Origin of the sequence: Enterococcus ureasiticus, assembly GCF_001730285.1 — a bacterium.
Taxonomy (GTDB): Bacteria; Bacillota; Bacilli; order Lactobacillales; family Enterococcaceae; genus Enterococcus_L; species Enterococcus_L ureasiticus.
Genome location: NZ_MIJZ01000017.1, coordinates 47,849 through 72,264, shown reverse-complemented (window position 1 = coordinate 72,264; position 24,416 = coordinate 47,849). Strand labels below are relative to the sequence as shown.

23 protein-coding genes are annotated in these 24,416 nt (G+C 33.9%); 21 read left to right on the top strand and 2 right to left on the bottom strand.

Annotated features, from left to right (window positions below):
* Positions 1 to 10 precede the first annotated feature (10 nt).
* Together BCR21_RS16060 and BCR21_RS16055 are read left to right on the top strand one after the other, a co-directional pair.
* Positions 11 to 748: a DUF5105 domain-containing protein gene (locus BCR21_RS16060; protein WP_069647486.1), complete on the top strand. Its 738-nt coding sequence runs from the start codon at positions 11 to 13 to the stop codon at positions 746 to 748.
* Between the two features lie 120 nt (positions 749 to 868).
* Positions 869 to 1,357: a Dps family protein gene (locus tag BCR21_RS16055; protein ID WP_069647485.1), complete on the top strand. Its 489-nt coding sequence runs from the start codon at positions 869 to 871 to the stop codon at positions 1,355 to 1,357.
* 55 nt (positions 1,358 to 1,412) lie between these two features.
* On the opposite strand, the gene argH is transcribed toward BCR21_RS16055, so the two are convergent.
* Positions 1,413 to 2,798 carry an argininosuccinate lyase gene (gene argH, locus BCR21_RS16050; protein ID WP_069647484.1) on the bottom strand — a complete coding sequence of 462 codons (1,386 nt, stop codon included), beginning with the start codon at positions 2,796 to 2,798 and terminating at the stop codon, positions 1,413 to 1,415.
* A gap of 123 nt (positions 2,799 to 2,921) precedes the next feature.
* On the bottom strand, positions 2,922 to 4,127 hold the full coding sequence (locus BCR21_RS16045) for an argininosuccinate synthase (RefSeq protein ID WP_069647483.1): 1,206 nt from the start codon (positions 4,125 to 4,127) through the stop codon (positions 2,922 to 2,924).
* Between the two features lie 363 nt (positions 4,128 to 4,490).
* Here BCR21_RS16045 and rplM point away from each other — a divergent pair, with 363 nt between their 5' ends.
* The 19 genes from rplM to BCR21_RS15950 all read left to right on the top strand — a co-directional run bounded on the left by rplM (position 4,491) and on the right by BCR21_RS15950 (position 24,201).
* On the top strand, positions 4,491 to 4,937 hold the full coding sequence (gene rplM / locus BCR21_RS16040; RefSeq protein WP_303393681.1) for a 50S ribosomal protein L13: 447 nt from the start codon (positions 4,491 to 4,493) through the stop codon (positions 4,935 to 4,937).
* 13 nt (positions 4,938 to 4,950) lie between these two features.
* Complete coding sequence (gene rpsI / locus BCR21_RS16035; RefSeq protein WP_010762225.1) at positions 4,951 to 5,343, top strand: 30S ribosomal protein S9; 393 nt, start codon at positions 4,951 to 4,953, stop codon at positions 5,341 to 5,343.
* Between the two features lie 530 nt (positions 5,344 to 5,873).
* Positions 5,874 to 8,015 carry an InlB B-repeat-containing protein gene (locus tag BCR21_RS16030; protein ID WP_069647482.1) on the top strand — a complete coding sequence of 714 codons (2,142 nt, stop codon included), beginning with the start codon at positions 5,874 to 5,876 and terminating at the stop codon, positions 8,013 to 8,015.
* Positions 8,016 to 8,405: 390 nt separating this feature from the next.
* Complete coding sequence (locus BCR21_RS16025) at positions 8,406 to 8,603, top strand: thiazolylpeptide-type bacteriocin (RefSeq protein ID WP_069647481.1); 198 nt, start codon at positions 8,406 to 8,408, stop codon at positions 8,601 to 8,603.
* A gap of 20 nt (positions 8,604 to 8,623) precedes the next feature.
* Complete coding sequence (locus tag BCR21_RS16020; protein ID WP_069647480.1) at positions 8,624 to 8,821, top strand: thiazolylpeptide-type bacteriocin; 198 nt, start codon at positions 8,624 to 8,626, stop codon at positions 8,819 to 8,821.
* 202 nt (positions 8,822 to 9,023) lie between these two features.
* On the top strand, positions 9,024 to 9,707 hold the full coding sequence (locus tag BCR21_RS16015; RefSeq protein ID WP_069647479.1) for an ABC transporter ATP-binding protein: 684 nt from the start codon (positions 9,024 to 9,026) through the stop codon (positions 9,705 to 9,707).
* 5 nt (positions 9,708 to 9,712) lie between these two features.
* A complete protein-coding gene (locus tag BCR21_RS16010) occupies positions 9,713 to 10,531 on the top strand; it encodes an ABC transporter permease (protein WP_069647478.1) in 819 nt (272 codons plus the stop codon).
* 31 nt (positions 10,532 to 10,562) lie between these two features.
* Entirely contained in the window at positions 10,563 to 13,073 is a 2,511-nt protein-coding gene (locus BCR21_RS16005; protein ID WP_069647477.1) for a hypothetical protein, read from the top strand.
* Positions 13,057 to 14,100, top strand: coding sequence for a hypothetical protein (locus BCR21_RS16000; protein ID WP_069647476.1), 1,044 nt, complete (start codon positions 13,057 to 13,059; stop codon positions 14,098 to 14,100). The genes BCR21_RS16005 and BCR21_RS16000 overlap by 17 nt, the downstream gene beginning before the upstream one ends.
* Entirely contained in the window at positions 14,097 to 15,032 is a 936-nt protein-coding gene (locus BCR21_RS15995; RefSeq protein WP_069647475.1) for a hypothetical protein, read from the top strand. The genes BCR21_RS16000 and BCR21_RS15995 overlap by 4 nt, the downstream gene beginning before the upstream one ends.
* Positions 15,033 to 15,050: 18 nt before the next feature.
* Complete coding sequence (locus BCR21_RS15990; RefSeq protein ID WP_069647474.1) at positions 15,051 to 16,595, top strand: YcaO-like family protein; 1,545 nt, start codon at positions 15,051 to 15,053, stop codon at positions 16,593 to 16,595.
* Positions 16,573 to 17,877 carry a hypothetical protein gene (locus BCR21_RS15985; protein WP_069647473.1) on the top strand — a complete coding sequence of 435 codons (1,305 nt, stop codon included), beginning with the start codon at positions 16,573 to 16,575 and terminating at the stop codon, positions 17,875 to 17,877. The genes BCR21_RS15990 and BCR21_RS15985 overlap by 23 nt, the downstream gene beginning before the upstream one ends.
* A gap of 97 nt (positions 17,878 to 17,974) precedes the next feature.
* Entirely contained in the window at positions 17,975 to 18,799 is an 825-nt protein-coding gene (locus BCR21_RS15980; protein WP_069647472.1) for a thiopeptide-type bacteriocin biosynthesis protein, read from the top strand.
* Complete coding sequence (locus BCR21_RS15975) at positions 18,799 to 19,572, top strand: SagB family peptide dehydrogenase (RefSeq protein WP_069647471.1); 774 nt, start codon at positions 18,799 to 18,801, stop codon at positions 19,570 to 19,572. The genes BCR21_RS15980 and BCR21_RS15975 overlap by 1 nt, the downstream gene beginning before the upstream one ends.
* Before the next feature lie 5 nt (positions 19,573 to 19,577).
* Entirely contained in the window at positions 19,578 to 20,450 is an 873-nt protein-coding gene (locus tag BCR21_RS15970) for a low molecular weight phosphatase family protein (RefSeq protein ID WP_069647470.1), read from the top strand.
* A gap of 23 nt (positions 20,451 to 20,473) precedes the next feature.
* Positions 20,474 to 22,096: a YcaO-like family protein gene (locus BCR21_RS15965; protein ID WP_069647469.1), complete on the top strand. Its 1,623-nt coding sequence runs from the start codon at positions 20,474 to 20,476 to the stop codon at positions 22,094 to 22,096.
* A 5-nt stretch (positions 22,097 to 22,101) separates the two neighbouring features.
* A complete protein-coding gene (locus BCR21_RS15960; RefSeq protein ID WP_069647468.1) occupies positions 22,102 to 23,052 on the top strand; it encodes a hypothetical protein in 951 nt (316 codons plus the stop codon).
* 13 nt (positions 23,053 to 23,065) lie between these two features.
* Positions 23,066 to 23,752: an SDR family NAD(P)-dependent oxidoreductase gene (locus BCR21_RS15955; protein ID WP_069647467.1), complete on the top strand. Its 687-nt coding sequence runs from the start codon at positions 23,066 to 23,068 to the stop codon at positions 23,750 to 23,752.
* Positions 23,749 to 24,201, top strand: a complete 453-nt coding sequence (locus BCR21_RS15950; RefSeq protein ID WP_069647466.1) for a hypothetical protein — start codon at positions 23,749 to 23,751, stop codon at positions 24,199 to 24,201. The genes BCR21_RS15955 and BCR21_RS15950 overlap by 4 nt, the downstream gene beginning before the upstream one ends.
* Positions 24,202 to 24,416: the final 215 nt, after the last annotated feature.

Below are 24,416 nucleotides of genomic sequence, written 5' to 3'. Positions count from 1 at the left end.
AGGAAAGGAAATGAAGAAGTTATGGATCATCTCTTTGCTTTTAGCGGGAATTTTTCTGACAAGTTGTGGATCTAAAGGGATCTCAGCAGAAGATGCTGGAACGTTGTTCGTTGATCGTTTAGTTTATCAAAAAGAAGAGAGTAAGTTTGCCAAAGAGTTTCGTGATGGTGAACGAGTTGGTAAAGAACTAGATGAAAATAGTAAAACTTTCGAAGAAAATTTTGCCAAAGGATTATCCTCTACAGGAGCAAAGGTTCCGGAAAAAGAAGCAGATCAGTTAACAAACGAACTTTTACAGCAAGCAAGAGAAAAAGCAACCTATAAAATCGTTCAAATAGATGAAACAAAAACTGGTGCAACAATTTCTTATTATGTAACTGGATTGGACTTAGTGAGTGCGATGCAGGAGATGACAAGGCAGCTGGTAAAAGAGACCTTAGCTGAACCTGAAATAGCCAAGGATGAGCAAAAAACATTGGATGCGACGTTTTCTATTTTAGAAGAGCGGGTCAAATCGATTAAAATCAAAACAGATCCAGTTGAAATGAAATTACATTTAGAGAAAGAAAAAGGAAAGTGGTTTGTGCCGGATAATCAAAAAACTGCTGTATCTAATTTGTTTATGGCATTCATTTCTGGTTCAAAAGATACAGATACGATGAATAAAGAATTGCAAGAAGCATTAAATGAAGTTGCTAAAGAGATTATCGATTCATTGGACACGGTATCAATACCTAATAGTAATTAACGATTCAGTTTATAATTATTATTAAATGAGAAATGTTTTAAAAATGAAGATTTTAGTGTACTTTTTCACCGTTTCGTACTACAATTAAGTGTAGATAAAAATTTAGGAGGATGATGTATAATGAAATTTGAACAAACTAAAGAAGTATTAAACCAACTAGTTGCGGATCTAAGCCAGTTTTCAGTGGTAATCCACCAAACACACTGGTATATGCGTGGCCCAGAATTCTTGACATTGCACCCTAAAATGGACGAATATATGGACCAAATCAATGACCAATTAGACGTTATTTCTGAACGTTTGATTACACTAGACGGCGCACCTTACTCAACATTACAAGAATTTGCTGACCATACTGGTATTGAAGATGAAATCGGCACATACGAACGTACAATTCCTGAACGTATGGAAAAATTAGTAGAAGGCTACCGCTATTTAGCAGATTTATATCAAAAAGGAATTGAAGTGTCTGGTGAAGAAGGCGACGATTCTACACAAGATATCTTTATTGCAAACAAAACAGATATCGAGAAAAATATTTGGATGTTGCAAGCAAAACTGGGGAAAGCACCTGGTATTGATGCAGATTCACGTGCAAAAACTCGTTAACCAACAGAATTTGAAAGCTTATGGAAGATGGTTTACTATCTTCCATAAGCTTTTTTTAGTTTGCTTTGCTTTCTAGTTTTAGTTTACTACGCTCAATTGCTGCTTTCACTTGATCAAATCCGGTCCCACCATACGAATGTCGCCGTTCGATTGCTGTTTTTGAGGCTAGGGTTTGATAGATGTCTGCTTCAATCAACGGTGTAATAGTTTGGTAGTCTTCTAATTGGACATCTTGCAAATAAATCCCTTGTTTCGTACATTGTAATACTAATTTTCCAACAATTTCGTGCGCTTGTCTGAAGGGCATTCCCTTGCTTGCAAGGTAGTCTGCTAGCTCCGTTGCATTTGAAAAATCTTTTTCTGTTGATTTTTCCATGATTTCTTGATTTAGTGTCATTGTTTCAACCATACCTGCCATAATCTCTAAACTAGTTAATATCGTATGAGACGTATCAAACATGCCCTCTTTGTCTTCTTGCAGGTCTTTGTTATAAGCTAATGGTAAACCTTTTAAAACGGTTAAGAGGCTGAATAAATTGCCATATACGCGACCAGACTTCCCACGAATCAATTCTGCCATATCTGGGTTCTTTTTTTGAGGCATGATTGAGCTACCTGTAGAAAAAGTATCGGTCAATTCAATAAATTGAAATTCGTGGCTGCACCATAAGATGATTTCTTCGCAAAAACGAGAAAGATGCATCATTAAAATAGAACTATTGCTAAGGAATTCTAGAATGAAGTCTCGATCGCTCACACCGTCTAGACTATTTTCATAGATTGAAGAAAAGCCTAGCAGCTCAGCTGAATAGGCACGATCTATTGGAAAAGTAGTGCCAGCAAGGGCCGCACAGCCCAATGGGGAAATATCGATTCGCTTCAAACTTTCTGAAAATCGTTCTTGATCTCGTGTCAGCATACCGTAATAAGCCATCATATGATGAGCAAAGGAAATAGGTTGCGCATGTTGTAAGTGAGTGTAGCCAGGCATAATAGTCTCAATATTTTCTTCAGCTTTATGAACTAAAACTTGGCGAAATAAGTGGATCTTTTCGATAACTTCTTGAACGATTTCCTTTAAGTAGAGATGCATGTCTGTAGCAACTTGATCATTTCTACTACGGCCTGTATGCAATTTTCCAGCAACAGGGCCAATTTCATCATGCAGATGTTTTTCAATGTTTAGATGGATATCTTCATTTTCTATACTAAATTCAAGCTCACCTGCGATTAACTTTTTTTGAATGGTATTAAGCCCGATAGTGATTTTATCAGCTTCTGTTTCCGTTAAAATTCCTGTCTTAGCTAACATTTTTACATGAGCTAAGCTTCCAATAATATCTTGTTTGGCTAACTTTTGATCGAAAGGAATCGAAGCCCCAAAGGCATCTATCCATGCTTCGCTTTTCCCTTCAAAACGTCCGCCCCATAATTTTTCCATTATGCACACCTCATTTATGTATTATTATTCATTCTGAAAAGAAAGAGGTCATCTACTTCTGGATGTAGATAACCTGTTTACTTATCAATTGTTTATAGGAGATAGATAAAAATAAAATCATTACTAATTATTTTTGTTTAATGTAGCTTGAACTTCTGCATTGACTTTGGTAGGAAGTCCCCAGAGCTTGATGAAACCCACGGCTGCATCTTGATCAAAAGTATCAGCAGACGTGTAAGTCGCTAAGTTTTCGTTATATAGACTATTCGCTGATTTACGTCCTTCAACAATGGCATGACCTTTAAAGAGTTTTACCCGAACCACACCGTTTACATATTTTTGCGTAGATTTTAAGAAAGCAATCAGCGCGTCAGTTAACGGATTGAACCATAGACCATCATAAATAATTTGAGATAGTTGATTTTCGATGATTGGTTTGAAGTGTGCTACTTCCCGAACGAAAGTTAAATCCTCTAGTTCTTTATGAGCGGTCATCAACGTGATTGCTGCTGGACATTCATAAACTTCCCGTGACTTGATCCCCACTAAACGGTTTTCTACATGATCGATTCGACCAATACCATGTTTACCAGCTAAATCATTCAAGTCCAAAATTAAATCGGATAACAGCATTTCTTTGCCGTTGATAGCTGTAGGTACACCCTCTACGAAAGTTAACTCAATAATATCTGCTTCATCAGGCGTGTTCTCTAAGCTAGCTGTTAATTCATAAGCGCCTTCTGGCGGAGTTGCCCAAGGATCTTCTAAAATGCCGCATTCATTGGCGCGGCCCCAAAGATTTTGGTCGACAGAATAAGGATTATCTAAATCGGCAGGGACTGGTACGCCTTTTTCTTTTGCATAATTGATTTCTTCTTCACGTGACCATTTCCATTCACGAACTGGAGCAATCACGCTGAGCTCGGGTGCAAGGGCATTGATCGCTACTTCAAAACGTACTTGATCATTCCCTTTTCCTGTACACCCGTGGGCAATCGTTGTCGCTCCAGTCTCGTGTGCTAATTCTACTAATTTTTTAGCAATCAGAGGGCGAGATAAAGCGGAAACTAACGGATAAGATTGTTCATAGAAGGTATGGCCTTGTAAAGCAATCAAGGCAAATTCTTGCGCAAATTCCTCTTTAGCATCAATGGTATATGAAGCAGAGGCACCAACTTCTAATGCTTTATTTTTGATGAAATCTAAATCTTTCTTTTCACCGACATCTAAGCAGCAAGCAATCACATCATATCCTTCGTCAACTAACCATTTAACAGCAACGGAAGTATCTAATCCGCCAGAGTAGGCTAAAACAACTTTTTCTTTCATGAGTAACACTCCTTATTTTCTAATTGTCTTTTTTGATTGTTCTCATCATATCACTTGAAAATACAAAAATCAACACTTTTTGTAAATAAATATACATAAAAATAAATATTTCGGGAATAATATACATTTTTGTTTTTTGGAATCACGTAATATACATTACGCATATTTTGGTCTTTTCCATTTTTATAGTAGAAGTTATTTTTTTGATCAGAAAAAATAAGAAGAAAAATAGCGGAAAACCTCAGAAATTCATTGACTTTGCTAGCGATAGAAGGTATCATGTTAAATGGTATTGTTTGCCCCACAATGAGCCCCGGAAACTCAAGTGAATGTCAAACATCGAATAGAAAATTGGAGGAAAGAATCGTGCGTACAACATATATGGCCAAATCTGGCGAAGTAGAACGTAAATGGTATGTAGTAGATGCAACAGATATCCCAATGGGACGTCTATCAACTGTAGTTGCTTCTATCTTACGTGGAAAAAATAAACCAACATTCACACCACATGTGGATACTGGAGATTTCGTAATTGTAATTAATGCTGATAAAATCAAATTAACTGGTAACAAAGCAAGTGATAAAATTTACTACCGTCACAGCCAATACCCAGGTGGGTTAAAATCTGTTACTGCTGGTGAATTACGCGATAAAAACTCTCGTCGTTTAATCGAAACTTCTGTAAAAGGTATGCTTCCTAAAAACACTTTAGGCCGTAAACAATTTACTAAGTTGAACGTATACGGTGGAGCTGAGCATCCACATGCTGCACAACAACCAGAAGTATTAGATATTACTAACCTAATTTAAGGAGGGAAATTCATTGGCTCAAGTACAATATATCGGCACTGGCCGTCGTAAAAATGCAGTTGCCCGCGTACGTTTAGTACCTGGTACTGGTAAAATTACTGTAAATAAAAAAGATGTTGAAGAATATATTCCACACGCTGACTTGCGTGAAGTTATCAACCAACCATTTGGTGTAACTGAAACTAAAGGCGCTTATGATGTAATGGTAAACGTTAATGGTGGAGGCTACTCTGGTCAATCAGGTGCGATCCGTCACGGAATCGCTCGTGCATTATTAGAAGTAGATCCTGATTTTCGTGCTGCTTTAAAACGCGCTGGACTTCTTACTCGTGATGCCCGTATGGTAGAACGTAAAAAACCAGGTCTTAAAAAAGCCCGTAAAGCTTCACAATTCTCAAAACGTTAATATTATTATATCAATGTTTAAGTCACTTTCCAGGTTTTGGAAAGTGACTTTTTTTTGCAACGGTAATAAGTAGGATATATAAAATCAAACATACCCTACTTATTAACAGGTATCAATTCATGCTTAAAACCATGATGATCCGCCTTAATTTTTTTCATACCAATAACTTTTTGAAGTCACATATTCACATTTTTTAAATACCTTAATAAAATAACTCACATCATTAAAGAGAAGCAATGAGTTGCTCAAATAGTACTGTTTAAATTCCAATAGTTGCTGACTTTCTTCTATTTTTTACTTCAACACATATTTATTGAGAGAAAATCCCACTTCTTTTTTAACAATTTACATAAATTCTGTGTGAACCGCGATCCTCATCTTAAAAGCACATCATTTTTTCAGCAGTGTTCTGAAATAGTTTACCAAGTGAATCTTAACACACACTTTTTGGAGTAAGCGTTTGCATTTGAGACAAGATTATTATACAATGTTATCGAAACGTTTCGATAAATATGAAAAGGAGCTTTTACGTGAAAAATAGACCAAAATTTATAGCTTTTCTATTTCTACTTGTACTATCGTTATCCTTTGCTATCAGCAGCTTTGCTCAAAATAATGAAAAAAATCAAAATTTTGAAATGAAAGCCACTAAAAATGAACAATTAGACAGGCTATTTAGGAATAGTTACGATGTTTTTAAAGATTTAAGAAATGATTTAGGTGTTTACAGAGATAGTATTTTGCTTGAACCTGGCGAAAATTATCATCCTTCATCAGTTGCAGCAACTGGTGTTGGCTTAATGTCATTGACCATCGCTGATAAAAAGAATTGGGAAGAAAACGCTGTGGAAAAAGCAAGAAAAACTGTGGCGACAATGACAGATCAAACAGCTGGTTTTCATGCTGACAGAACATCAAATGGCTTTTACAGGCATTTCATTAATATGGAAACTGGGGTACAGGAATGGAATTCTGAATATAGCACGATTGATACGGCAATATTTTTAGTGGGTGCCATGTTTGCTGAAAAATATTTTAATGATGCAGCACTAAGTGAATCTGTTGCTAAACTTTATCATTCGATAGATTTTGAAGCGGCAATCGCTGACATTGATACTGGCGGAATTTATCTTACAATGAATGAAGATGGAACAGGTGGTTCAAATTCAATAACATTACCGTATAACGAATACATCATTGTGGCGTGGTTAGCTTATAATCAAAATATTAGTAACCCAGAAAGTAAAGCAGTCAAATTTTGGCAAAATCATTACGCAACTCCAGACAAACTGTTAAACAAGCAATTTGCTGATGTAAGCCTTTTGACTGACCATCCAGACCATTATCTATCATCATTTACGTTGTTATTTCCATACTACATGGTGAATATGTTTTCTGAGTCAAATGAGTATAATGTTTATATCGAAAATGGCTATAAAGCTGATAAACTTTGGAGTGAAGGAACGAAAAAAACAGCTTCTTATGAATGGGGAAATGGTCCAGGAGCATCTCCAGAAGGATATGGCTATCATGCGGATGCAATAAATAATAATGAATTAATAACTATTTCTCCTCATATTATCGCAGGCTTTTTACCTGTAAATCCTAGTGGTACTCAAGATTTGTTAGATTTGTATGCAAATAAAAAAGGAATTTATCGTTTACAATCTGATTCTTCAAAAGAAATTCTTTGGAGATATAGCGTGGTAGATCCTGCATGGAAAGCTAATTCAATCCAAGGTATTGATTACTCGACATTTATTTTTGGACTTGCAACGTTAGACGATGATATTGGTCTTACTTTTTTTCAAGATAATAACAATTTTTTTACGAAAGTAGATTTTGATTTAAATGGTGGGACAGGTGAGATACCGCCAGCACAACATTTGACTGTTGGTGATACGTTGCAAGAACCAACGACTAAACCAACACGCCCTGACTATACGTTTGCTGGCTGGAGTAGGACGGTGGATGGATCAGCAGGCGCATGGAATTTTTCTGAAGGGATGACGCCGACGCAAGATTTAACGCTGTATGCCCAATGGGAAATGGATAAGCATACTGTTACTTTTGATTTAAATGGTGGAACAAGTGAGGTACCTCCAATACAAAGTGTAGGGGTTGGAGTGAATATAGAAACACCAACTCCTGATCCAACTCGTTTAGGCTATACGTTTGCTGGTTGGAGTACAAACATAGCTGGATCAGAAAAAGTATGGAATTTTTCTATGGATGTAATGCCGGATAAAGATTTAACGTTGTATGCCCAATGGCGAATAAACACGTATACTGTTACTTTTGATTTAAATGGAGGGGGGAGTCCAGTACCAGCTGAGCAAAATATAGCATTTGGCTCTAAAGTGATGGAGCCAACACCAGCGCCAACACGTTCGGGCCACACCTTTATTGGGTGGTATGATGCAGAAGATAATGTATGGGATTTTAGAAAAATGTCTATGCCAGACAGCGATATAAAATTATATGCACACTGGAAAAAACTTGGTTTAGATAACATAACCACAGATAACGGAAATGTATTAAAAAAAGAAAATATCCCAACAACGAAATCAAACACATTGCCAAAAACTGGAGAAAAGGTTGAGTTTGTTGGTATTTGTGGGTTATTGTTAGTAAGTAGCTTAGTTGTTGTAATCTATAAAAAAAATATGTAATTTAATTAAATCGGTAGAAGTATCTTTCAAAATTTCCTTTGTTATACTGTGTTGATTAAAATAGAATATCGATTTTAGCTAGTAAAGCACTTTCTCATATCGAGAAGGTGTCTTTTTTTTACTAAATTTTAAGAGAATGTTCGCTTTACAAATCATTCAGTTTTTTTATTTGTGTTTACCTACTAACAAAAGACCCATTTAGCATACGATTCTGTTATCAAAATCGTTTTTAAAATATGGAGAGAAACGTTGGTGACTTTGAATCTAGTTTTTTAGATCCAAACGTTGATATTTATAGAATGAGCCTATAATAAAAGCATAGAACAAGTCATAAAAAGCAAAACTGAAAGAAATTGAATGTTCTAAAAAACAAAAGAAAGAGGTTTAGTAATGGAGAAAGAATTAAAAGCTATTGATACAGAAATCGAAGAACTGGATGAATTGTTTGGAGAAGTAGAATTGATTGAAATTGATGAAACAATCACACTATCTGAGACAGCAGCATCAAGTGGAATTTCATCATGTAATAGTTGTTCATGCTGTGCGTCGACATCGTGTTGCAGTAGTTCATCAGTAAGTTTTACTTAATAAAGAAAGGAACTGTAGGAATGAAGACAGAAGAAAAAAAGTTTGAGAATCATATCGAAGAATTAGATGAATTATTTGGAGAAGTAGAATTGATTGAGATCGATGAAACAATCACACTATCTGAGACAGCAGCATCAAGTGGAATTTCATCATGTAATAGTTGTTCATGTTGTGCATCGACATCATGTTGTAGTAACTCGTCAATTAGTATCACTTGATAAAACAGGCTTATACATTATTTTAACGGGAGATTAAGTTGGCGGCACAACACTTTAAAAAATTGATTTGAATGGCTCTACCATAAGTGTTTGAAGTAAGCTGCCTTTAGTTATTAGAGCATAATTTAAACGCTAAGTGTAGGAATAATTAAACACTTAGGTTCTCCTGTTAAATGAAATGTATTAGGAAGGATGAATAGAAATGAATATTACAGCGAATCAAATTACAAAAAAATATGGGGAAACAACAGCACTTCAATCAGTAAGCTTTGATTTTCCTAAGAATTCAATTGTTGGGGTCGTTGGTCATAATGGTTCTGGAAAGACTACATTACTGGAAATACTGTGTGGCTTGAGAAAAGAAGATGGCGGCAAAATGAATGTAAAGATTGATAAGAAATACAAATCAAAATTAGGAGTTGTTCTACAAAATAATGCATTTTATGATGATGCGAAAGTCATCGAATTACTGAAGTTATTTTCGTCTTTTTATAAAGAATCAGTAGATATTGATGAATTGATGGATATTACTCAGATCAAAGAATACAGTCATAAATTTTATAAAGATTTATCTGGCGGAATGAAGCAAAAGGTAAATATCGCATTAGCGCTTTTAAATAACCCTGAAATCATGATCTTAGATGAACCTACTACGGGATTAGATCCGATTGCACGTAAAGAGTTGTGGGATATCGTTCACCGTTTTGCTAAAGAAAATATTGTTTTTCTATCATCTCATTATATGGATGAAGTTGAATCCAACTGCACACATATATTGTTTCTGAAAAAAGGACGAGTTGTAGAATGTGGAAAAATTTCAGATATTTTAAATAAACATGATACAAATATGAATGATCTGTATTTAGAAAAAAATAAAGGAGCGTAATAATTATGATAGCAAGTATTTTGCAGCAATTAAAAGTTGAATTTAAAATTTATTTAAGACAACCGTTTTACTTACTGTTCAGCTTAGTGATGCCAGTAGCAAGTTTTCTATTCTTTGGAAGCTTATACTCGTCACAAGATTATGGAGCAGCAGACTTCTTTTCAATGTATATCCCAGGTTTTTGTATGTTGGTTCTATTTTCTACATCTGTATTTAATGTTGGAAATCAAGTGATCTCAGATAAAGAAAAAGGTATCTACAATCGTATTTTAACAACACCTATTTCTTTGACTCGTTTCATTGGGGTAATCTTATCTAAAGCATTTATGCTGGCGTTTCTTGGTTTTGTATTGATTTTATTAGTTGCGCACTTTTCATTCTCTATTCCGATTGGGTTAGACCGTTTAGGCTTTGTGGCAATGTACACTCTCTTTATTCTGTATTCTTTATCTTTGGGTGTTGGGATTGCTTTTCTAGTAAATAAGCTTAACACATACTCGATTGCAATGATGACTGCATTTTTCCCAATGTTCATGCTTTCAGACGCTTCTATTCCCTTAATGAGTTTACCTGAATGGGCGCAAAAAGCTGCACAGTTCAATCCGTTGTATCATGCAAACTTGATTTTGAGAACATTTTGGGCTTCAAATATGCGGGAAATGTATGGAGCAAATATTTGGAAATCATATGTAGTATTGGGATTGCTTTTAAGTGTTTTATATATTTTGGTTATTTATAAATGGAAAAAAGGAAAAATTTCATTAAAACAGAAATCAGATAGTAAAGGACAACTTCCGTTATCAAATGCTTCTGAAGTAATTTAGTGAGTAAATAGAAAGAAAGGAATCAATTTGTATGACTCAAGAAACAAAGTCTCATCCTATCATCATTGAAAGAAGTAAATATGATGCACAAGGATTATATACGGATGCTTATAGAATGGAAGAAACGTATGAAAAATATAAAGAAAAACACAGACAGTTTAACAAATTTTGTCAGGATATGGTAACGAAATTAAATGGACAAGAAGATCTGTTAAGTAAAAGTCAGCTTTCAAAGTTGAGAAAAAAGTTGAAAAAGAAAAGTTTAGATATTTCTTTTGATACCTTACTTAATGATTCAGAATACAACGCTATTCAGCCGTTACTTATCAAATATGAAGAGTATCGTAAAGGCTGTCAAGAGTCATTTCTTTTGATCAGTGATGTACTGCAAAAATCAGAAGTTTCTAATAGAAAAGAGCTTAAACATTTTTTGATGGAGAATCAAGAGATTCAACAGATGTTGTATCTAACAAATCAGGAACTTTATCAGAATACTCAAAAATATCTAAACGGAGAATTTGAAGGGAAAAAGAAGAAGTTGCGTAAAGTCGAGATTCCATTAATGAAAGTAGTCTCTAAAGCAACAACAAAAACGAGTCCCAATTTTTATTTTAATACGGTAAAATTTTATTCTGATCAAGTTGAGAATTTCAATTATCTTGTTAAGAAAAATCAAGTTACGCCAAACTATGTTTTCTTCCATCGTGCGCTAGAGCATCTATTATTGAGTGAAAAGTATATTGAGTATACACAATTCAAAGTGAACAACCGAATTACAAAAATGAGTGATGACGGGCTTTATATCTTTAAGAATGAAAGTGATAACTATAAGATTTTCAAATCAAAAGATGTCTTGCGTAAAACAGAAAGCAATGAAGTGATTGAAGTATTACTTCAACATTCAGATCAGCTTTTTGAAACTTCTTATTTCTGTAAAAAGTTTGATATAACAATTGAACGAGCGAAAGCAATTGTAAAAAAGCTGCATGATTTGGGTGTTTTAGAGCTTAAACAACAATTGACAGATCGTATTGATATTATTCAAGAGTTCACTGAAACAATCGAAGACATTTTTGGTCAGAAAATTACGACAATTAATCAAATTATCGATTCCAGCTTAAAGCTTAGAGCGTTATTTATAAAGATAAATCAAGAATTTTCAATTGATCTTTATAATCAAATCATTAATTGTTACGAAGAGCTTTCTATGGCAATTGGAATAAATGTTCCATCCAGACAACTTTTGGTCTATGGAGATAATGTAATTGCTAATGAACATGGGACTACGCCTCCTGGTATTTTATCTAAGCATATGGAAGAGTTATTGAGTGTTTTTCCAATTTTTGATATCAATGAGAAAATCAAAAATGAATTTGCTGTGGAAGTTGAAAAATACAAGGAAAATGAACGGATTGAAATGAATCATCCCGCAATTTTAAAAGTATTGACAGATGTAAACTTGAAATATGGACAGTATTGGACAGACCCATGGCATCAATTTGAAACAAAATCACTTTTAAATCAATTTTTATTTGAATTACAGAATGAATTTGCGAAACATTTAACCCAGTATAGTGACGAAAAACAAACCCTAGATCTTACTGAGAAACTAAAAGAACTAAGCCACAAACTGAAAACGAAAGGTATTCAAAGAGAAGGATATTATTCAGTATTTTATCAAAACGATAAACAAAATCAAACAGTTATTAATAAAATCTATCCTGGCTATGGAAGTTTTTATCAGAGATTTTTACGCTATACAAATATCTTGGAAACCTATGGCAAAGAAGTGAAGGATTTTTATCGAAATGAGCATCATGAAATCGCTGAATTACATGAACCATTAGCATTTAATGCTAACGTGGTAGATATTCCTTATTATGAAACAAGGTATATGGATGATTTATCTAAAGATAATGGAGAAAAAGATATTTTTAAAAAGCATGTGTATGAAGAACGATCTGATCTCGATTTTGAAGAGGGGGAGTTTGTTCTCCAACATGATGGAAAAAACTATAAACCTGTTATTTCTTCTAGCCTCATTCGAGCGCTGTATCCAGGTAAATTTGCGTTTATTACATCAATTTTTTCAAATATCAGTTTTATTAATGATTTATCTTTGTTTTGGCTAAATCAAAGAAAGAACAACTTAGCAATTAGAAGTCCGCAAATGAAATTCAAAGATATAGTACTGGAACGGGCACATTTATATTGCAAAGCAGATTACTTCAAGCATGACGCGAATAATACAGAAGAACATTTGTATCTCTCAATTCGGGAAAAGTTGGCAGAAAATGGTATTGGTTCATCATTCTTTATCCAATCACGTAAAAAGCAATTTGTAGACAGCCAAGTCAAGTCACTATCATTTGAGTTTAACAAACCCCAGTACATCGATTTAAATAACGTTTTGCTGTATAAATTATTTTTAAATACCATGAAGACAAACAATGATCTTTTGATCTCAGAAATTTTGCCTGAAAATATCAGCGCAAGTGAATACATGAAAGAGGTGAAAGTGATAAATGGCGAAAATTCATAAAATAACGATTGCATTAAATACCCAAAATACATTTAAACAAAAATTCATTAGAGAAGAACTGATTCCGGAAATGAAAAAATTTCGTGAATCATATGGTAGTGACAGTTGCTTTTTCCATCGTACGTTAAATGTTGGACCGATAATCAATGTCTATATTCAAGGAACGACAGAAGAAGCAATCAATTTGCAGGTCGCAATGGAAGCAAGAATGGCTGAATTTAAAAGACAATATGGCAATCAATTTGTAGAAAAGTCTGTTTATTTTGAAAATCAGCAAAATATTCGTCGAATGAATGGGCTCTCAAAGGGGATAGGGGACTATCAAAATTTCGCTGTTATATTGGACGAAATAGAGTCAGTTCCAAGAGAAGGTGAATATTATTCAGAAGAAGCGAAGAATATGGTCAACAACTGGTTGTTCGAGCAGGGAGGATTGATCGACGGTACAAATTTACTAGTTGAGCAATTAAATGAATTGGAAAAACAAAAATTCTTAGTTGCTTTATTTTTAACTTGTTCGCAAAAATTAGATGGTACATCGTATCGAGGATATTTGTCTTTTAAGTCTCATTATTTGGGATTTATTAATATTCGTAAGCAGGAGATGCAAAATTATCATAAGATGTTTGAACAATACTACTTGGAACACGGAGAAGAGTTTGAAAGCATGAGGGATACAATAAGAAATAGTCAGTCGATTTTGACAGGAAATGATCAGTCGGATGAAATCCTTCGTAAATGGGAGATTGTAATCAATCAATTCATGGAACTTCAAAAGAATTTACCCAAAAAAGTAAAACTATCAAATATATTCAGTATGCTTAGTTTTCGAAGATACAGTGAGTTCCATAAGGAATCATTTAAGCTCTCGAATCTGAAATTTTATTTTTCCGAACAATTTCAGGAATATCGTTTGTTGGTCAATATCATCTATCTTTTGTTGCCAGATATGGGATTCAATACACCTAAACGATTATTAGCATCTTATAATTTGATTTCAGTTTTGGAAGAAGGGAGAAAAAAATGAATATCGTCTACAAGGGTAATACATTTTTGAAAGAAGATGGGGAAATGATTATTTTGCGGGTAGGGCAAAAAGAATATCGATTTCCAAAGAAGAGTTGCAGCATTGACTCTTGTAAGAAAAGTATTCGATACTTTCAAAAACCAACAAATCAAGAAAGATTCATCCAAGCGCATAGTAAAGAAGAAATTAAAGCTTTCTATCTTTTGATGAAAGTACAGGCACTTGCAATGTTACCTAAAGACATTGAAATAACACCTATAAATATGTACATTATTAGAAATTATACTGATTATATAGAGGTCATTCGAAGATATTCAAGTACAAAATATCCTGTTATTCAACTTGTTACTAGTCAAGGAAGTATTGATACACTTAAGTTTATCAAAGGAAGTTGTGTGATTACTTCTGTCTATCAGGAAAATAGCATTACTATTTTAGACCAGCCGAAAGATTTAGAGCAACTACAGAAAGAACTGAAAAGAAGAAAATCAAGAGGTCGAAGCAATTTAAAAGTAGAGAGGCTACTGAAAAAATATGCTGAAATTCTTATGATCGATCGTTTGTCTTTACATCCGAAGTATGAGCCATCATTTATGTTTACCTCAGATTTACAATTGATCAATTATGATATTTTGGATCAACAAGAAGTGTTTCATGTGATTGTTGATCAAATCAAAGAAATGAAAAAAGATGAACAAATCTCGCAAGCACTAGATTTTTTACAACGCCATCCCAGCTTTTTCTTGACCTACAATGTAGAAAAAGAAATGGAGGGTGTGTATTCTGGAAAAGCATTTCTAAGAGGAATTAATCAATCTGAAGTTACATTTTCAGGTATAGATTATATAGATATTTTAGAACAAATATTAAATGAATTCTTGCCATTGCTTCAATTAACTGAAGAGGAGCCTGTTGTGGTGAAGAGTCATTAATAAACTGGAGTTGAAAAGATGAATAAAATAGAAAATCGTTGTTTTTTCAGTAAGACCCCCTTAACAGAAACTTCTCAAAAATACATAATGAGAAACCTAAAATATAATAAAAAAGTTGATTTAACTGGTGATCAGATAGACGAAACACCATATTGTGAGATAACTTCAGAAATCGTTCGATTACACCAATCAATCCAAGAAGATGGAGTATCAGAATGCTTTTATGAAATAAATAATCAGGATTTAGCGATTTTGAAACATCCAATTTATAAAAAAGAAGAGTTGCCAGAATGGCTCTACAAAGAAAATCAAGTCTCCAAAACAATACGAGTCAAGGAAAATATAGATACTGAGTACATAAAAAAACAGCTATTTGATAATAAATATGGTACTTTTTTCAATATTTATAAAGATATCAGTTCAAAAGAATACGCTATGGTTGGCGTCGAGTTTAAGCCATCACCATTTTTTGATGACTCAGAAACAGGTTTTGGTCGAGCAGAAACTTTTCAAAAAGCAGAAAGTCAAGCGATTTTAGAAGCGCTGGAACGTTATGGAATCTACAATTTAGAAAATCAGTCAGTAAAGCAACAATTAAATACGGTAATTACAGACCCTGTTCAGAAGAAAGAATTAAAAAAGCATCTAGATAAAGAATTTTTTGCAGTCGAAGTAGAAGAATTGATTAACCAGAAAACAGCTTTGCAGCCAGAACAATTTTTCAAATTTTTAGTAAATGATCCAGAAATTATGGTTAATGAAACAAGTAATGGTGTTGCTTTAGGCTCTTCCTATTATGAGGCGGCTGTTTATTCTTTGTTTGAATTTATTGAACGAGATGCATTCTTGACTTTTTGGCATAAGCAAGTCCCTTTGAGACAAATTGATAAAGAGAGTCTGAATGTGAAGCAGAAAAAAATCATTGATGAATTTGAAACAGAAAACAAACAGGTTTATTTGTTTGATATGAGGTTTGATATTGATATCCCAACAATACTGAGTTTAGTGATTTCTAAGAATGAAAAACCAGCAACTTATGTGAGTGCTGCAGCACATTTGAATTATGATGTGGCGATAGAAGGAGCATTGAAAGAAGCTATAGTGGCTCATAATGTATATAAGAATAATCCTGCGGTAGCAGAAAAAGTTTATGGGGCAAAAGAAGAGGTTGTTTCGTTGTCAGATCATTTTAATTATTATTCTAAACCTGAGTCTATTACTGTTTATGATTTTTTATTTGAATCGAATAAGTTATTTTCTGTAGCAGCTTTATTTGAAAAGAATAGTGTAAGAACAGATAAAGAAGCGCTAGAAAAAGTGATTAAGAAAATGAAAAGGGTCAATACAATTTATTGTTGTGATGTAAAGAATGAGCTGATCAATCATTTAGGTTTTATTGTAACAAAAGTGATCATTCCTGAGATGCAGACAATGTACTTTGGTTATGAGAACAAGCGAATCAATCAACAGCGGATTGATCAAGCAGTAGCAGATTCCAGCTATAAAAATACTGCAAGAATCCAAGAAGGAGAGTATTTTGATGAACCCCATCCGTTCCCTTAAATCAAACGATTATTTTACTGAATTTTTGAAAGAACGATATCAGACGATTCAAACGGAGAGTAGACCAAACTATATTAACTCACCTTTTGAATTTCCAGAGAACCCTGTATACCTTACTGATTTACTGCAGGGGGGAAACTCAATAATTTTAGAGAGCGTAGATCAATTCTTAGGTATTTCACGTTTAGAACCAGAAAATCCGTATGTTCTTCATACGAGTGTTCCCTCTGCTCGAAGCATACAAAGTAATTTAGCGTTGCTCAATATTAAATCTGAGAACCAGAGTCACTGGTTTATCTATAGTAAAAGTGAACAGGAATTCGTTCTTATTTTAAAAGAACAGACAGACCGCTTTTATCAAGAAGCAGAATTGATTTATTTTATCATGTACAATCATTTAGCTATTGGAAAGTATTACGGGAGGTTTGGTTTTTTGTTATCTTTACTGGATTCAGGACATCAATTGAATCATTTTGAGCATCTCTTTCAAGCCTGTGATCTAAAAAATTATAAGGCAGAAATTTTTCCTTCCCTGGTTCATTCGAGGATAACACCATTTTTTGATGAAAATTATTTTCCAATGGTTAAGATGACATGTACAGGACTAAAAGATGTAGTACTGTCTGATCAAGAAGAATCAGGACTTCGGGTGCAATTAGTTGATAGTGGTTTGACAAAATGTACCTCCTATGAGCAGCTAGTGGAACATATTTTTACTGATACAACAAAGTTAGTTAGGAATGAGTTACAAGTACTGCCGCAGATGAATTATCTTTCTGTGATTGAAAAAAGGACAAGTTTACAATCTTTTGAGGGGTTATGTTTCTTTGAAAGAGAAAAAGTCCCTTTAGAATCAGTAGTTGAAAAAATTAAAAAAGTTAATTCATTTCATGAAGTAGAAACAATGATATTTGATGTTGAGAAGCACGTTTATTTCAATGTTAGACATGAGAAGTGGGAAAACTGCCCATTTGAAAGTATTGAACAATTGCTACATGATTCGCTTGAATTTATTGATGTTCAGTCATCTAGCTATGTTCTAGTGACCGCATTGAAAAAGTCAGCACATCTAACGGTTAAAGAAAAGCTATTTAGCTTTATTCATTCGGCCGAAATCATGAGTGAAGCAGCTTTAGCATTTGCTTCAAATGCTTATGTTTCAAGATGTTTAAGGAATATAGATGACTGTACCTTTCTAGCACAATTCCCTGAATATGAAGAAATCACATATTTACAAGTGATAGGAAAAAATGAATGGAATCAAAAACTATATATTGCATAATAAATGAATAGTAATGAACAGGAATAGTGAGTTATCAAAAACATGTTACAGATGAAACAACAAACATGAAGTAATTGCATCATTAAGGAGGAATCTTATGGAGTCAGTCTACTTTTATCTTCATTCAGTAACGCTTCAAGATAAAGTAATTAAAAGTTTAGCAGATTATTTTAAAAAAATAGAAACTCAGTGGTTTTTTATCAGATATTGGCATGGTGGACCGCATTTAAGAATCCGATTCAAGGATGAACATGGAAATCGAAAAGCAGAAGTTTTCCACCTATTGAATCAGTTTGCTACAGAGATCCCAAACGATTCTGCTGTTACTGCGGAATCATATTATAAAAATCAAACATTTGATGGAGAACAAACAAACATATCCGAGCTTCCATGGTATGTGCAAGGGTCACTGATCGAAGAAACCTATGCGCCAGAAATCAATCGATATGGGAGTGGAATTTTATTAGAATTGTCTGAACGAGTATTTCAACTCTCTTCTGAATTAGTTGATAGTTGGTTAAGGAAGAAGAATTCGTTCAATATGAGGATATTATTTTCCTACTATATTTTCCATGAATTTTTAATGCTCTGTCCAGAAGTAGAAAGAGGTGCTTTCTTGAATAGATACTATCATTATTGGCACTCATTGAATAAAATGGAAAATCTAAAATTAAATCTTCGCGAGGTTAAAAAAATCTATCTTCCTTTTTTAAAAAAAATGACTGGTTCAACTGAAGCTAAATTATTTGAAGAAATCAGAGAAGTGTTGAATAAAGCAAAAGCGATCATCGATAATGAAGAAATGTTTCTGTATTTGATTAGTTCTCACATTCATATGACGAACAATCGATTATCTGTTACACCAGGAATAGAAGCAGAAATAGCTAAGTCAATGACACCAGAAGAAATGTTGGTGGAGTGATGTGGAAAAAAGAAAAAGATCCATACTTTAGTTTTCAAGAGTTTTTAGACTTTCACATATCTACGGCACACAGCGATTCTAATATGTCTGCTAATGGAGTGAAACGTGTATACGAGGCTAAAAAGGAGGAGCTACCAACAGGGAATAGAGTATCCCTGAATGAGTTATCATCGGTGGGAAATATGAGTGAGGAACAGCGATTGAAGCAAATTTTCGAGAAACGAAGAACTTCTTGGATGTTTGCTAAAAAGTTGGACGAAAACAAATTGTCTTTAGTCTTAAAATCTGCACTAGGTATTACTAGTGAGAGCTGGTATGGTCCTCATAAGGTCTTGAAAAAGGCTTATGCTTCTGCTGGAGGAGAGTATTCTATAAATATTTACATGTATCTACAGAATTTCTCTGATCCTAGATTAAATGGAAAAGTGATGAGATATTTACCAGAAGAAGAGAGTTTTTATCAAGTAAAAGAAATTGAGCTAGGAGCAATCAACAAAATATGTTCTACAAGTAAATATACCAATAATCAATTTGAACAAGCCAATTGCATATTCTTTTTCACGACTAGCTTCAAATCGCTATTTTCAAAGTATGGCAAGTTGGCTTACAGGCTTTCATTTTTAGAAGCTGGACATATTTGTCAAAACTTGCAAATTGTCTCAAGTTTGTTGGATGTCTCAAGTGTGCCATTAGGAGGCTTTTATGATGAGGATGTCCGGAGTATGTTGGCGTTAGAACAAGAGTACTGTTTATATGCATTAGCTATGGGGTGAGGAAAATGTTAATTAAAAATAAAAAATATCATTTAATAAAAGAACAGGAATTGATTGCTATTTATAATATTCAAGAGCAAAAAGTTGAAAAATTAATCAAAGTAGATCCGTTATTGATTGAATGTTATTTAGAAGTAAATTCAACAAAAGCAATAGCTGAGCAACAGGAAAAATATCATCATGTGTTGACAAACTTGCAAAAAGCATGGCCAGATTTGATTGTTGATATGGACGGAGAAAAGTTAGAACAGCTGATTGAATTGGAAGAGGCAGCTCGAGAGTTTGCACGACTTAATCACCACTATTTTTCTTTGAAAGAAGAGATGATCTTCATCAATGTAAAAGAAACGCTTTCCTTCTATACGGTAAATAATTTTTCCAAAAGCGTTGACTTCAAATTTTCTCTATTGAAGGATATTCATCAATATACAGCATTTTCTAACAAAAAAAAGGGTGAACAAAAAGAAATCAATTTAATTGATATTGCTTCCTTTGAAAAAGAAGAATTGCAGTATTTTGAAACAATGATGCTTCGAGATGACAGCATCCGTATCTATTACTACAATACGGTGCAAGATGTTGTTTTGGGGGAAGGATTAGTCGGGAGTGACTATGGTTGTCTATTTTGTAATAAGGACGAGCTGCCTGACACCTCGGAAATAACTGCAGAAGTTAGTTCGTTGATAGCATCGTTATTGCAATTTGAAATCATTAAATACAACCGAAATTTATTAGCGTTCTTGAATGAAGATATCACATTAACTAAAGGAAAGAAATTTTTGATCAATAAATCAACTTTTGAAGCGCAGGATATTCATATAAAAAGAAGTTCAGTTTGTACCTGTTGTGCGGGGGGAACGGTTAGGAAAGTAGTGTAAAAATATAACCTGGAGGATTAGCTATGGAACGTCATAAAAGTCGAAAACCCAAAGAAACGATTCAGAAAATAAAAGGATTTTTAAAAAAAATTAATCTTGATGTTTTTGAACATGAGATGCAAAATACAGAGGAATTTTATTCAGTATTATTACAAGTAAGTGGTTCCACATTATTCGTTAACGGAAAAGGAACGACTGCTGAATATGCAAAAGCCAGTGCGTATGGAGAACTGATGGAAAGAATTCTGACAGGAATTCTTTTCAGATATCAGTTGATTACACCTGAAACTATGATTTATCAAGATCAGAATTTCCATTTCAATGATACGTATAATTTGAAAGATAGTGTGGCACTTGTTGGCAAACAAATAAGTAAACAAGATGCGCAAGATATACAGCAATACTTTTTTTCAGCAACTGAAAAACGCTTAGTAATGGAAGAATATCAAGAGCTGCAGCAAGATCAAGCAATTGAATTACCGATTGCCTTAGTAGATGCAATGTATTCAAGTAATGGGATGGCATATGGAAATGATTTTTATGAGGCTAGTGTACAAGCAATGTCAGAAATATTTGAACGCTACATTAATCGAAAAATCTTGATTGATGAAGATGTTCCTCCCATTTTGACAAATTGGCAAGACTATGTAGATTCAGAGTTGACCGATAAAATTGAAAAACTATTAGAAAAACATCAATTGACTTTGGAAGTTAGAGATTGCAGTATGGGTAGTCAGTATCCTGTCGTTGGAATTGTTGTCAGAAATGAAGCAAATCATTATTTTGTGAAATTTGGTGCTCATTTCACGTTTACAGTAGCTCTAGAAAGATGTTTTACTGAGTTATTCCAGGGAAGAAATATGGAAATGGATTTTTGGAAAGCACCTGTGTATGATTATTCAGATGAATTTATTCAAAGAAATCTGGAGAGGACGATGAAAGATGGTGATGGTTTTTATCCAGCTAGCTTTTTTGAACAAGTAGAGGATGTAGATAAGCTAAATTTCTTTTTTGGGGCCTCAAACGAAGAAGCATATAATACATTTTTGGAGCAACTAAAAACTTTTTCATCCCCAATATATTTTAAGGATTATACGATTGCTGATCACACAGTTGTAAGGTACATTGTTCCTGAGATAAGTAATGTAAATGTAGATATAATGAAAGTTAAATCTTGGTATCAGGATAGTTTTTATCAAACAAGAACATTAACGAGCTTTCTTGGATTAACTCAAAAAGAGCGGACAGCATTTTTTGATTATTTAGAAGAAAGACAAATTGATGATGGGCAATTGCTGCATCGTTTGATGAAACGTCCAGTTTCGTTTAATCCTTCCTTTGATTATTTAACAATAACGTATTTGAAAGGAATTCACCATTCGTTAGATGGTGAACTTGAACTAGGAGCAGAATACTTGAAGAACTATCCTTTGATAGCTGCAAATTATCGTTTGTTTAAAGAAAATCATGAAAAAATAAAAACAAAAGAACAATTAATAAGAGTGATTGAAAAAATGCTGTGCTATCCAAAAGTGTATCAGGGAGAGTTATATGTTGGTAAGTCACGTCTTACCTATTCACAAGCAATTAAAGAAACCCAACAGGACGTTTTGTTTGGCTTGGATATAGTCGACAAAGCAGGGTAAGTGAAATGGAAATTAACGTGTATTTCACTGAGCGTGACAATTGGATCGGGATTGAACTATGGGTCAATGGGGTTAATCAGTTATTGAATCAAAATAGTCTGAGTTTTGAGGAACTTGCGGGATTTTTTAGTCAGGTGATTCCAGCGAAAGTAAGAATAACAGTTCTTTCAGATAAGGAATGGCTTGTTTCTCGCTCTTACCGCGTTTGTAGCTATCTGAAAAGTAGACACTATCAGTCATTTCCCAACACACAGTTTCAAATTGAGTTTAAAAAAGTACAGAAACAAGCTACCATATTGAATGCATATAAAAGAGGACTGTTAAGCTATTTTACAGGTGTTTATCCAGAGATTCCTCAGAATTGTATCAAGCATATCTTTATCCCAGATAATGTGAGCATAGAAAATAGTGATTTATATTTTAGAAAAGCCGCTATTAATAGTGCTATGATCATCGAAGTTTCAACAATCAAAGAAATGGAAGAAAAATATAAGCGACTTGATTTGCCGCAAATCATTCATTTTAAACTAAAAGACGTTTATTATCTGAACTATCCATTTGGAAAGAAGGTTGTGATGCCGGGAGATGATACGTACCAAATTTGGCAGGAAATGATGGCTGATAATAAACTCATATCTCTTGAAATTGGTGATGGTCTTAGAAAAAGCCACAATTTTTTTGAAATGGAAGGCGGGGTCTCAATAAATAGAATTGTATTATCTTCAGAGGACTCATTTACTATCGGTGGGAAACAAGAATATCGACTATTTGAAATGGATTCAGTGGTTACAAAAGATATTCCACTTATTAGCAAATTATGGTATGAAAGCAGTCGTTTTGCTAGACTTTGCGGAATGGAAAAGTATCGTATCGTAGCACAAGAAGAAGCAAATGTGCGATTCTCAGATGGTTTGATAGAAAAAACGCTTGATTTATCTACATATCAAGTTCGTTAAGGAGGGATTTATTATGCACATTATTGTTGGAGGCAATGGAAGTTTAGGTCAAGACTTGATTCATCAGCTTTCAGGGGAATCGTTTTTAGTGATTGATAAGCAAATCAATGAAATCAGCGATTATCCTCAACTGCAGTTGGATCTTTCAGATATGGATGCAATAGATTCTTTAGATTTATCTGAGTTTCCAGAAATTACAAAAGTTTCGATTTTAACAGGACTCAATTATGCTAAAGGACTTATGGACATTCAACTTCATGAATGGGATGACATGTTTGCTGTGAACATTAAAGGGACACTATTTTTTATTCAGAAGCTCCTACATTATATGGCTAAAAAGGCCAGTATTGTTTTTTGTAGTTCGCAAAATGGCGTTGTTGGTCACGAAAATCGAATTGGATATGGAGAAAGTAAGGCGGCGTTGATTCACTTAGCCAAAAACTTAACAGTAGAATTTGCCAAAATGAAACAACGTGATCTTCGAGTAAATGTTGTTTCTCCATCTTATATATTAAATGAAAAAACGGAGCAATATTTGACCTCATCATTGCAAGGGCATTGCCTTAGAGCGAAAATTCCAAATCAAACATTTATTACCAATGAAAGTGTTACAGCGAGCATTTTATTCCTACATCAGGAGAATGCTTCCGGTATTCGAGGCCAGAATCTAGTAATTGATAATGGGATGACGATTGTATGAAGGAGCCGATCAAAGATGTAATAAATTTTTATTTGGCTGGAAAACGACTTAGCAGTTTTGACTTAGTTTTCTACGAAAAATTGGGGCAAGCTCCATTTTTAAATCCAGTCTTTTATCAACTACTTACAACTTTTACAGTATTAACAGAGGAACACTTGGTCCCTATTTTTGTCAATGATCGCCATCTTTTTATTGCAGAACAGGAACCATCAAAAATGATCAATGTCTATGAATCAGCTGATTTAGATATTCCACCCGATGGAGGGCAGTCCATTTTATTGTATCAAACGGCACAGTATCCATTAACGGTAGAACAGCAAGTGAAAAAAACTAATTTTATTCAAAAAATTTCAGAATTAGATATTCAATTGACACCCGGAAGTGCTAATAGTACTTTTTCTACACTTGGAGAAATCGTAAACATTTGGCTGGTAAAGCTTGATAATTAAATAGCTAAATGAGGCCGAGAGAAAAGTGTTTAGCTCCGAGAAATAAGAGGGAATTTACGGAAATGACAAGAAACACGAAATTTTTAATTTCGATGTTGAATGATTCCTAATTGGTGCTCTTCAAATTTTTGTGACCAAGTAGGTATTATGCAACATCAGCTTATTACATTCACTGTGTTTTACAACAATTTCAGCTTATCCTCGAAGGAGTTGCT

Bases quoted from the DNA above. Each gene is read 5' to 3' on its own strand.
- argH (WP_069647484.1), bottom strand. From the start codon at position 2,798: ATGGAAAAATTATGGGGCGGACGTTTTGAAGGGAAAAGCGAAGCATGG.
- BCR21_RS16045 (WP_069647483.1), bottom strand. From the start codon at position 4,127: ATGAAAGAAAAAGTTGTTTTAGCCTACTCTGGCGGATTAGATACTTCC.
- BCR21_RS15980 (WP_069647472.1), top strand. From the start codon at position 17,975: ATGGAGTCAGTCTACTTTTATCTTCATTCAGTAACGCTTCAAGATAAA.
- BCR21_RS15960 (WP_069647468.1), top strand. From the start codon at position 22,102: ATGGAAATTAACGTGTATTTCACTGAGCGTGACAATTGGATCGGGATT.
- BCR21_RS15970 (WP_069647470.1), top strand. From the start codon at position 19,578: ATGTTAATTAAAAATAAAAAATATCATTTAATAAAAGAACAGGAATTG.
- BCR21_RS15975 (WP_069647471.1), top strand. From the start codon at position 18,799: ATGTGGAAAAAAGAAAAAGATCCATACTTTAGTTTTCAAGAGTTTTTA.
- BCR21_RS15950 (WP_069647466.1), top strand. From the start codon at position 23,749: ATGAAGGAGCCGATCAAAGATGTAATAAATTTTTATTTGGCTGGAAAA.
- BCR21_RS16015 (WP_069647479.1), top strand. From the start codon at position 9,024: ATGAATATTACAGCGAATCAAATTACAAAAAAATATGGGGAAACAACA.
- BCR21_RS16020 (WP_069647480.1), top strand. From the start codon at position 8,624: ATGAAGACAGAAGAAAAAAAGTTTGAGAATCATATCGAAGAATTAGAT.
- BCR21_RS16010 (WP_069647478.1), top strand. From the start codon at position 9,713: ATGATAGCAAGTATTTTGCAGCAATTAAAAGTTGAATTTAAAATTTAT.
- BCR21_RS16000 (WP_069647476.1), top strand. From the start codon at position 13,057: ATGGCGAAAATTCATAAAATAACGATTGCATTAAATACCCAAAATACA.
- BCR21_RS16055 (WP_069647485.1), top strand. From the start codon at position 869: ATGAAATTTGAACAAACTAAAGAAGTATTAAACCAACTAGTTGCGGAT.
- BCR21_RS15955 (WP_069647467.1), top strand. From the start codon at position 23,066: ATGCACATTATTGTTGGAGGCAATGGAAGTTTAGGTCAAGACTTGATT.
- BCR21_RS16025 (WP_069647481.1), top strand. From the start codon at position 8,406: ATGGAGAAAGAATTAAAAGCTATTGATACAGAAATCGAAGAACTGGAT.
- BCR21_RS16005 (WP_069647477.1), top strand. From the start codon at position 10,563: ATGACTCAAGAAACAAAGTCTCATCCTATCATCATTGAAAGAAGTAAA.
- BCR21_RS15995 (WP_069647475.1), top strand. From the start codon at position 14,097: ATGAATATCGTCTACAAGGGTAATACATTTTTGAAAGAAGATGGGGAA.
- BCR21_RS15965 (WP_069647469.1), top strand. From the start codon at position 20,474: ATGGAACGTCATAAAAGTCGAAAACCCAAAGAAACGATTCAGAAAATA.
- BCR21_RS16060 (WP_069647486.1), top strand. From the start codon at position 11: ATGAAGAAGTTATGGATCATCTCTTTGCTTTTAGCGGGAATTTTTCTG.
- BCR21_RS15985 (WP_069647473.1), top strand. From the start codon at position 16,573: ATGAACCCCATCCGTTCCCTTAAATCAAACGATTATTTTACTGAATTT.
- BCR21_RS15990 (WP_069647474.1), top strand. From the start codon at position 15,051: ATGAATAAAATAGAAAATCGTTGTTTTTTCAGTAAGACCCCCTTAACA.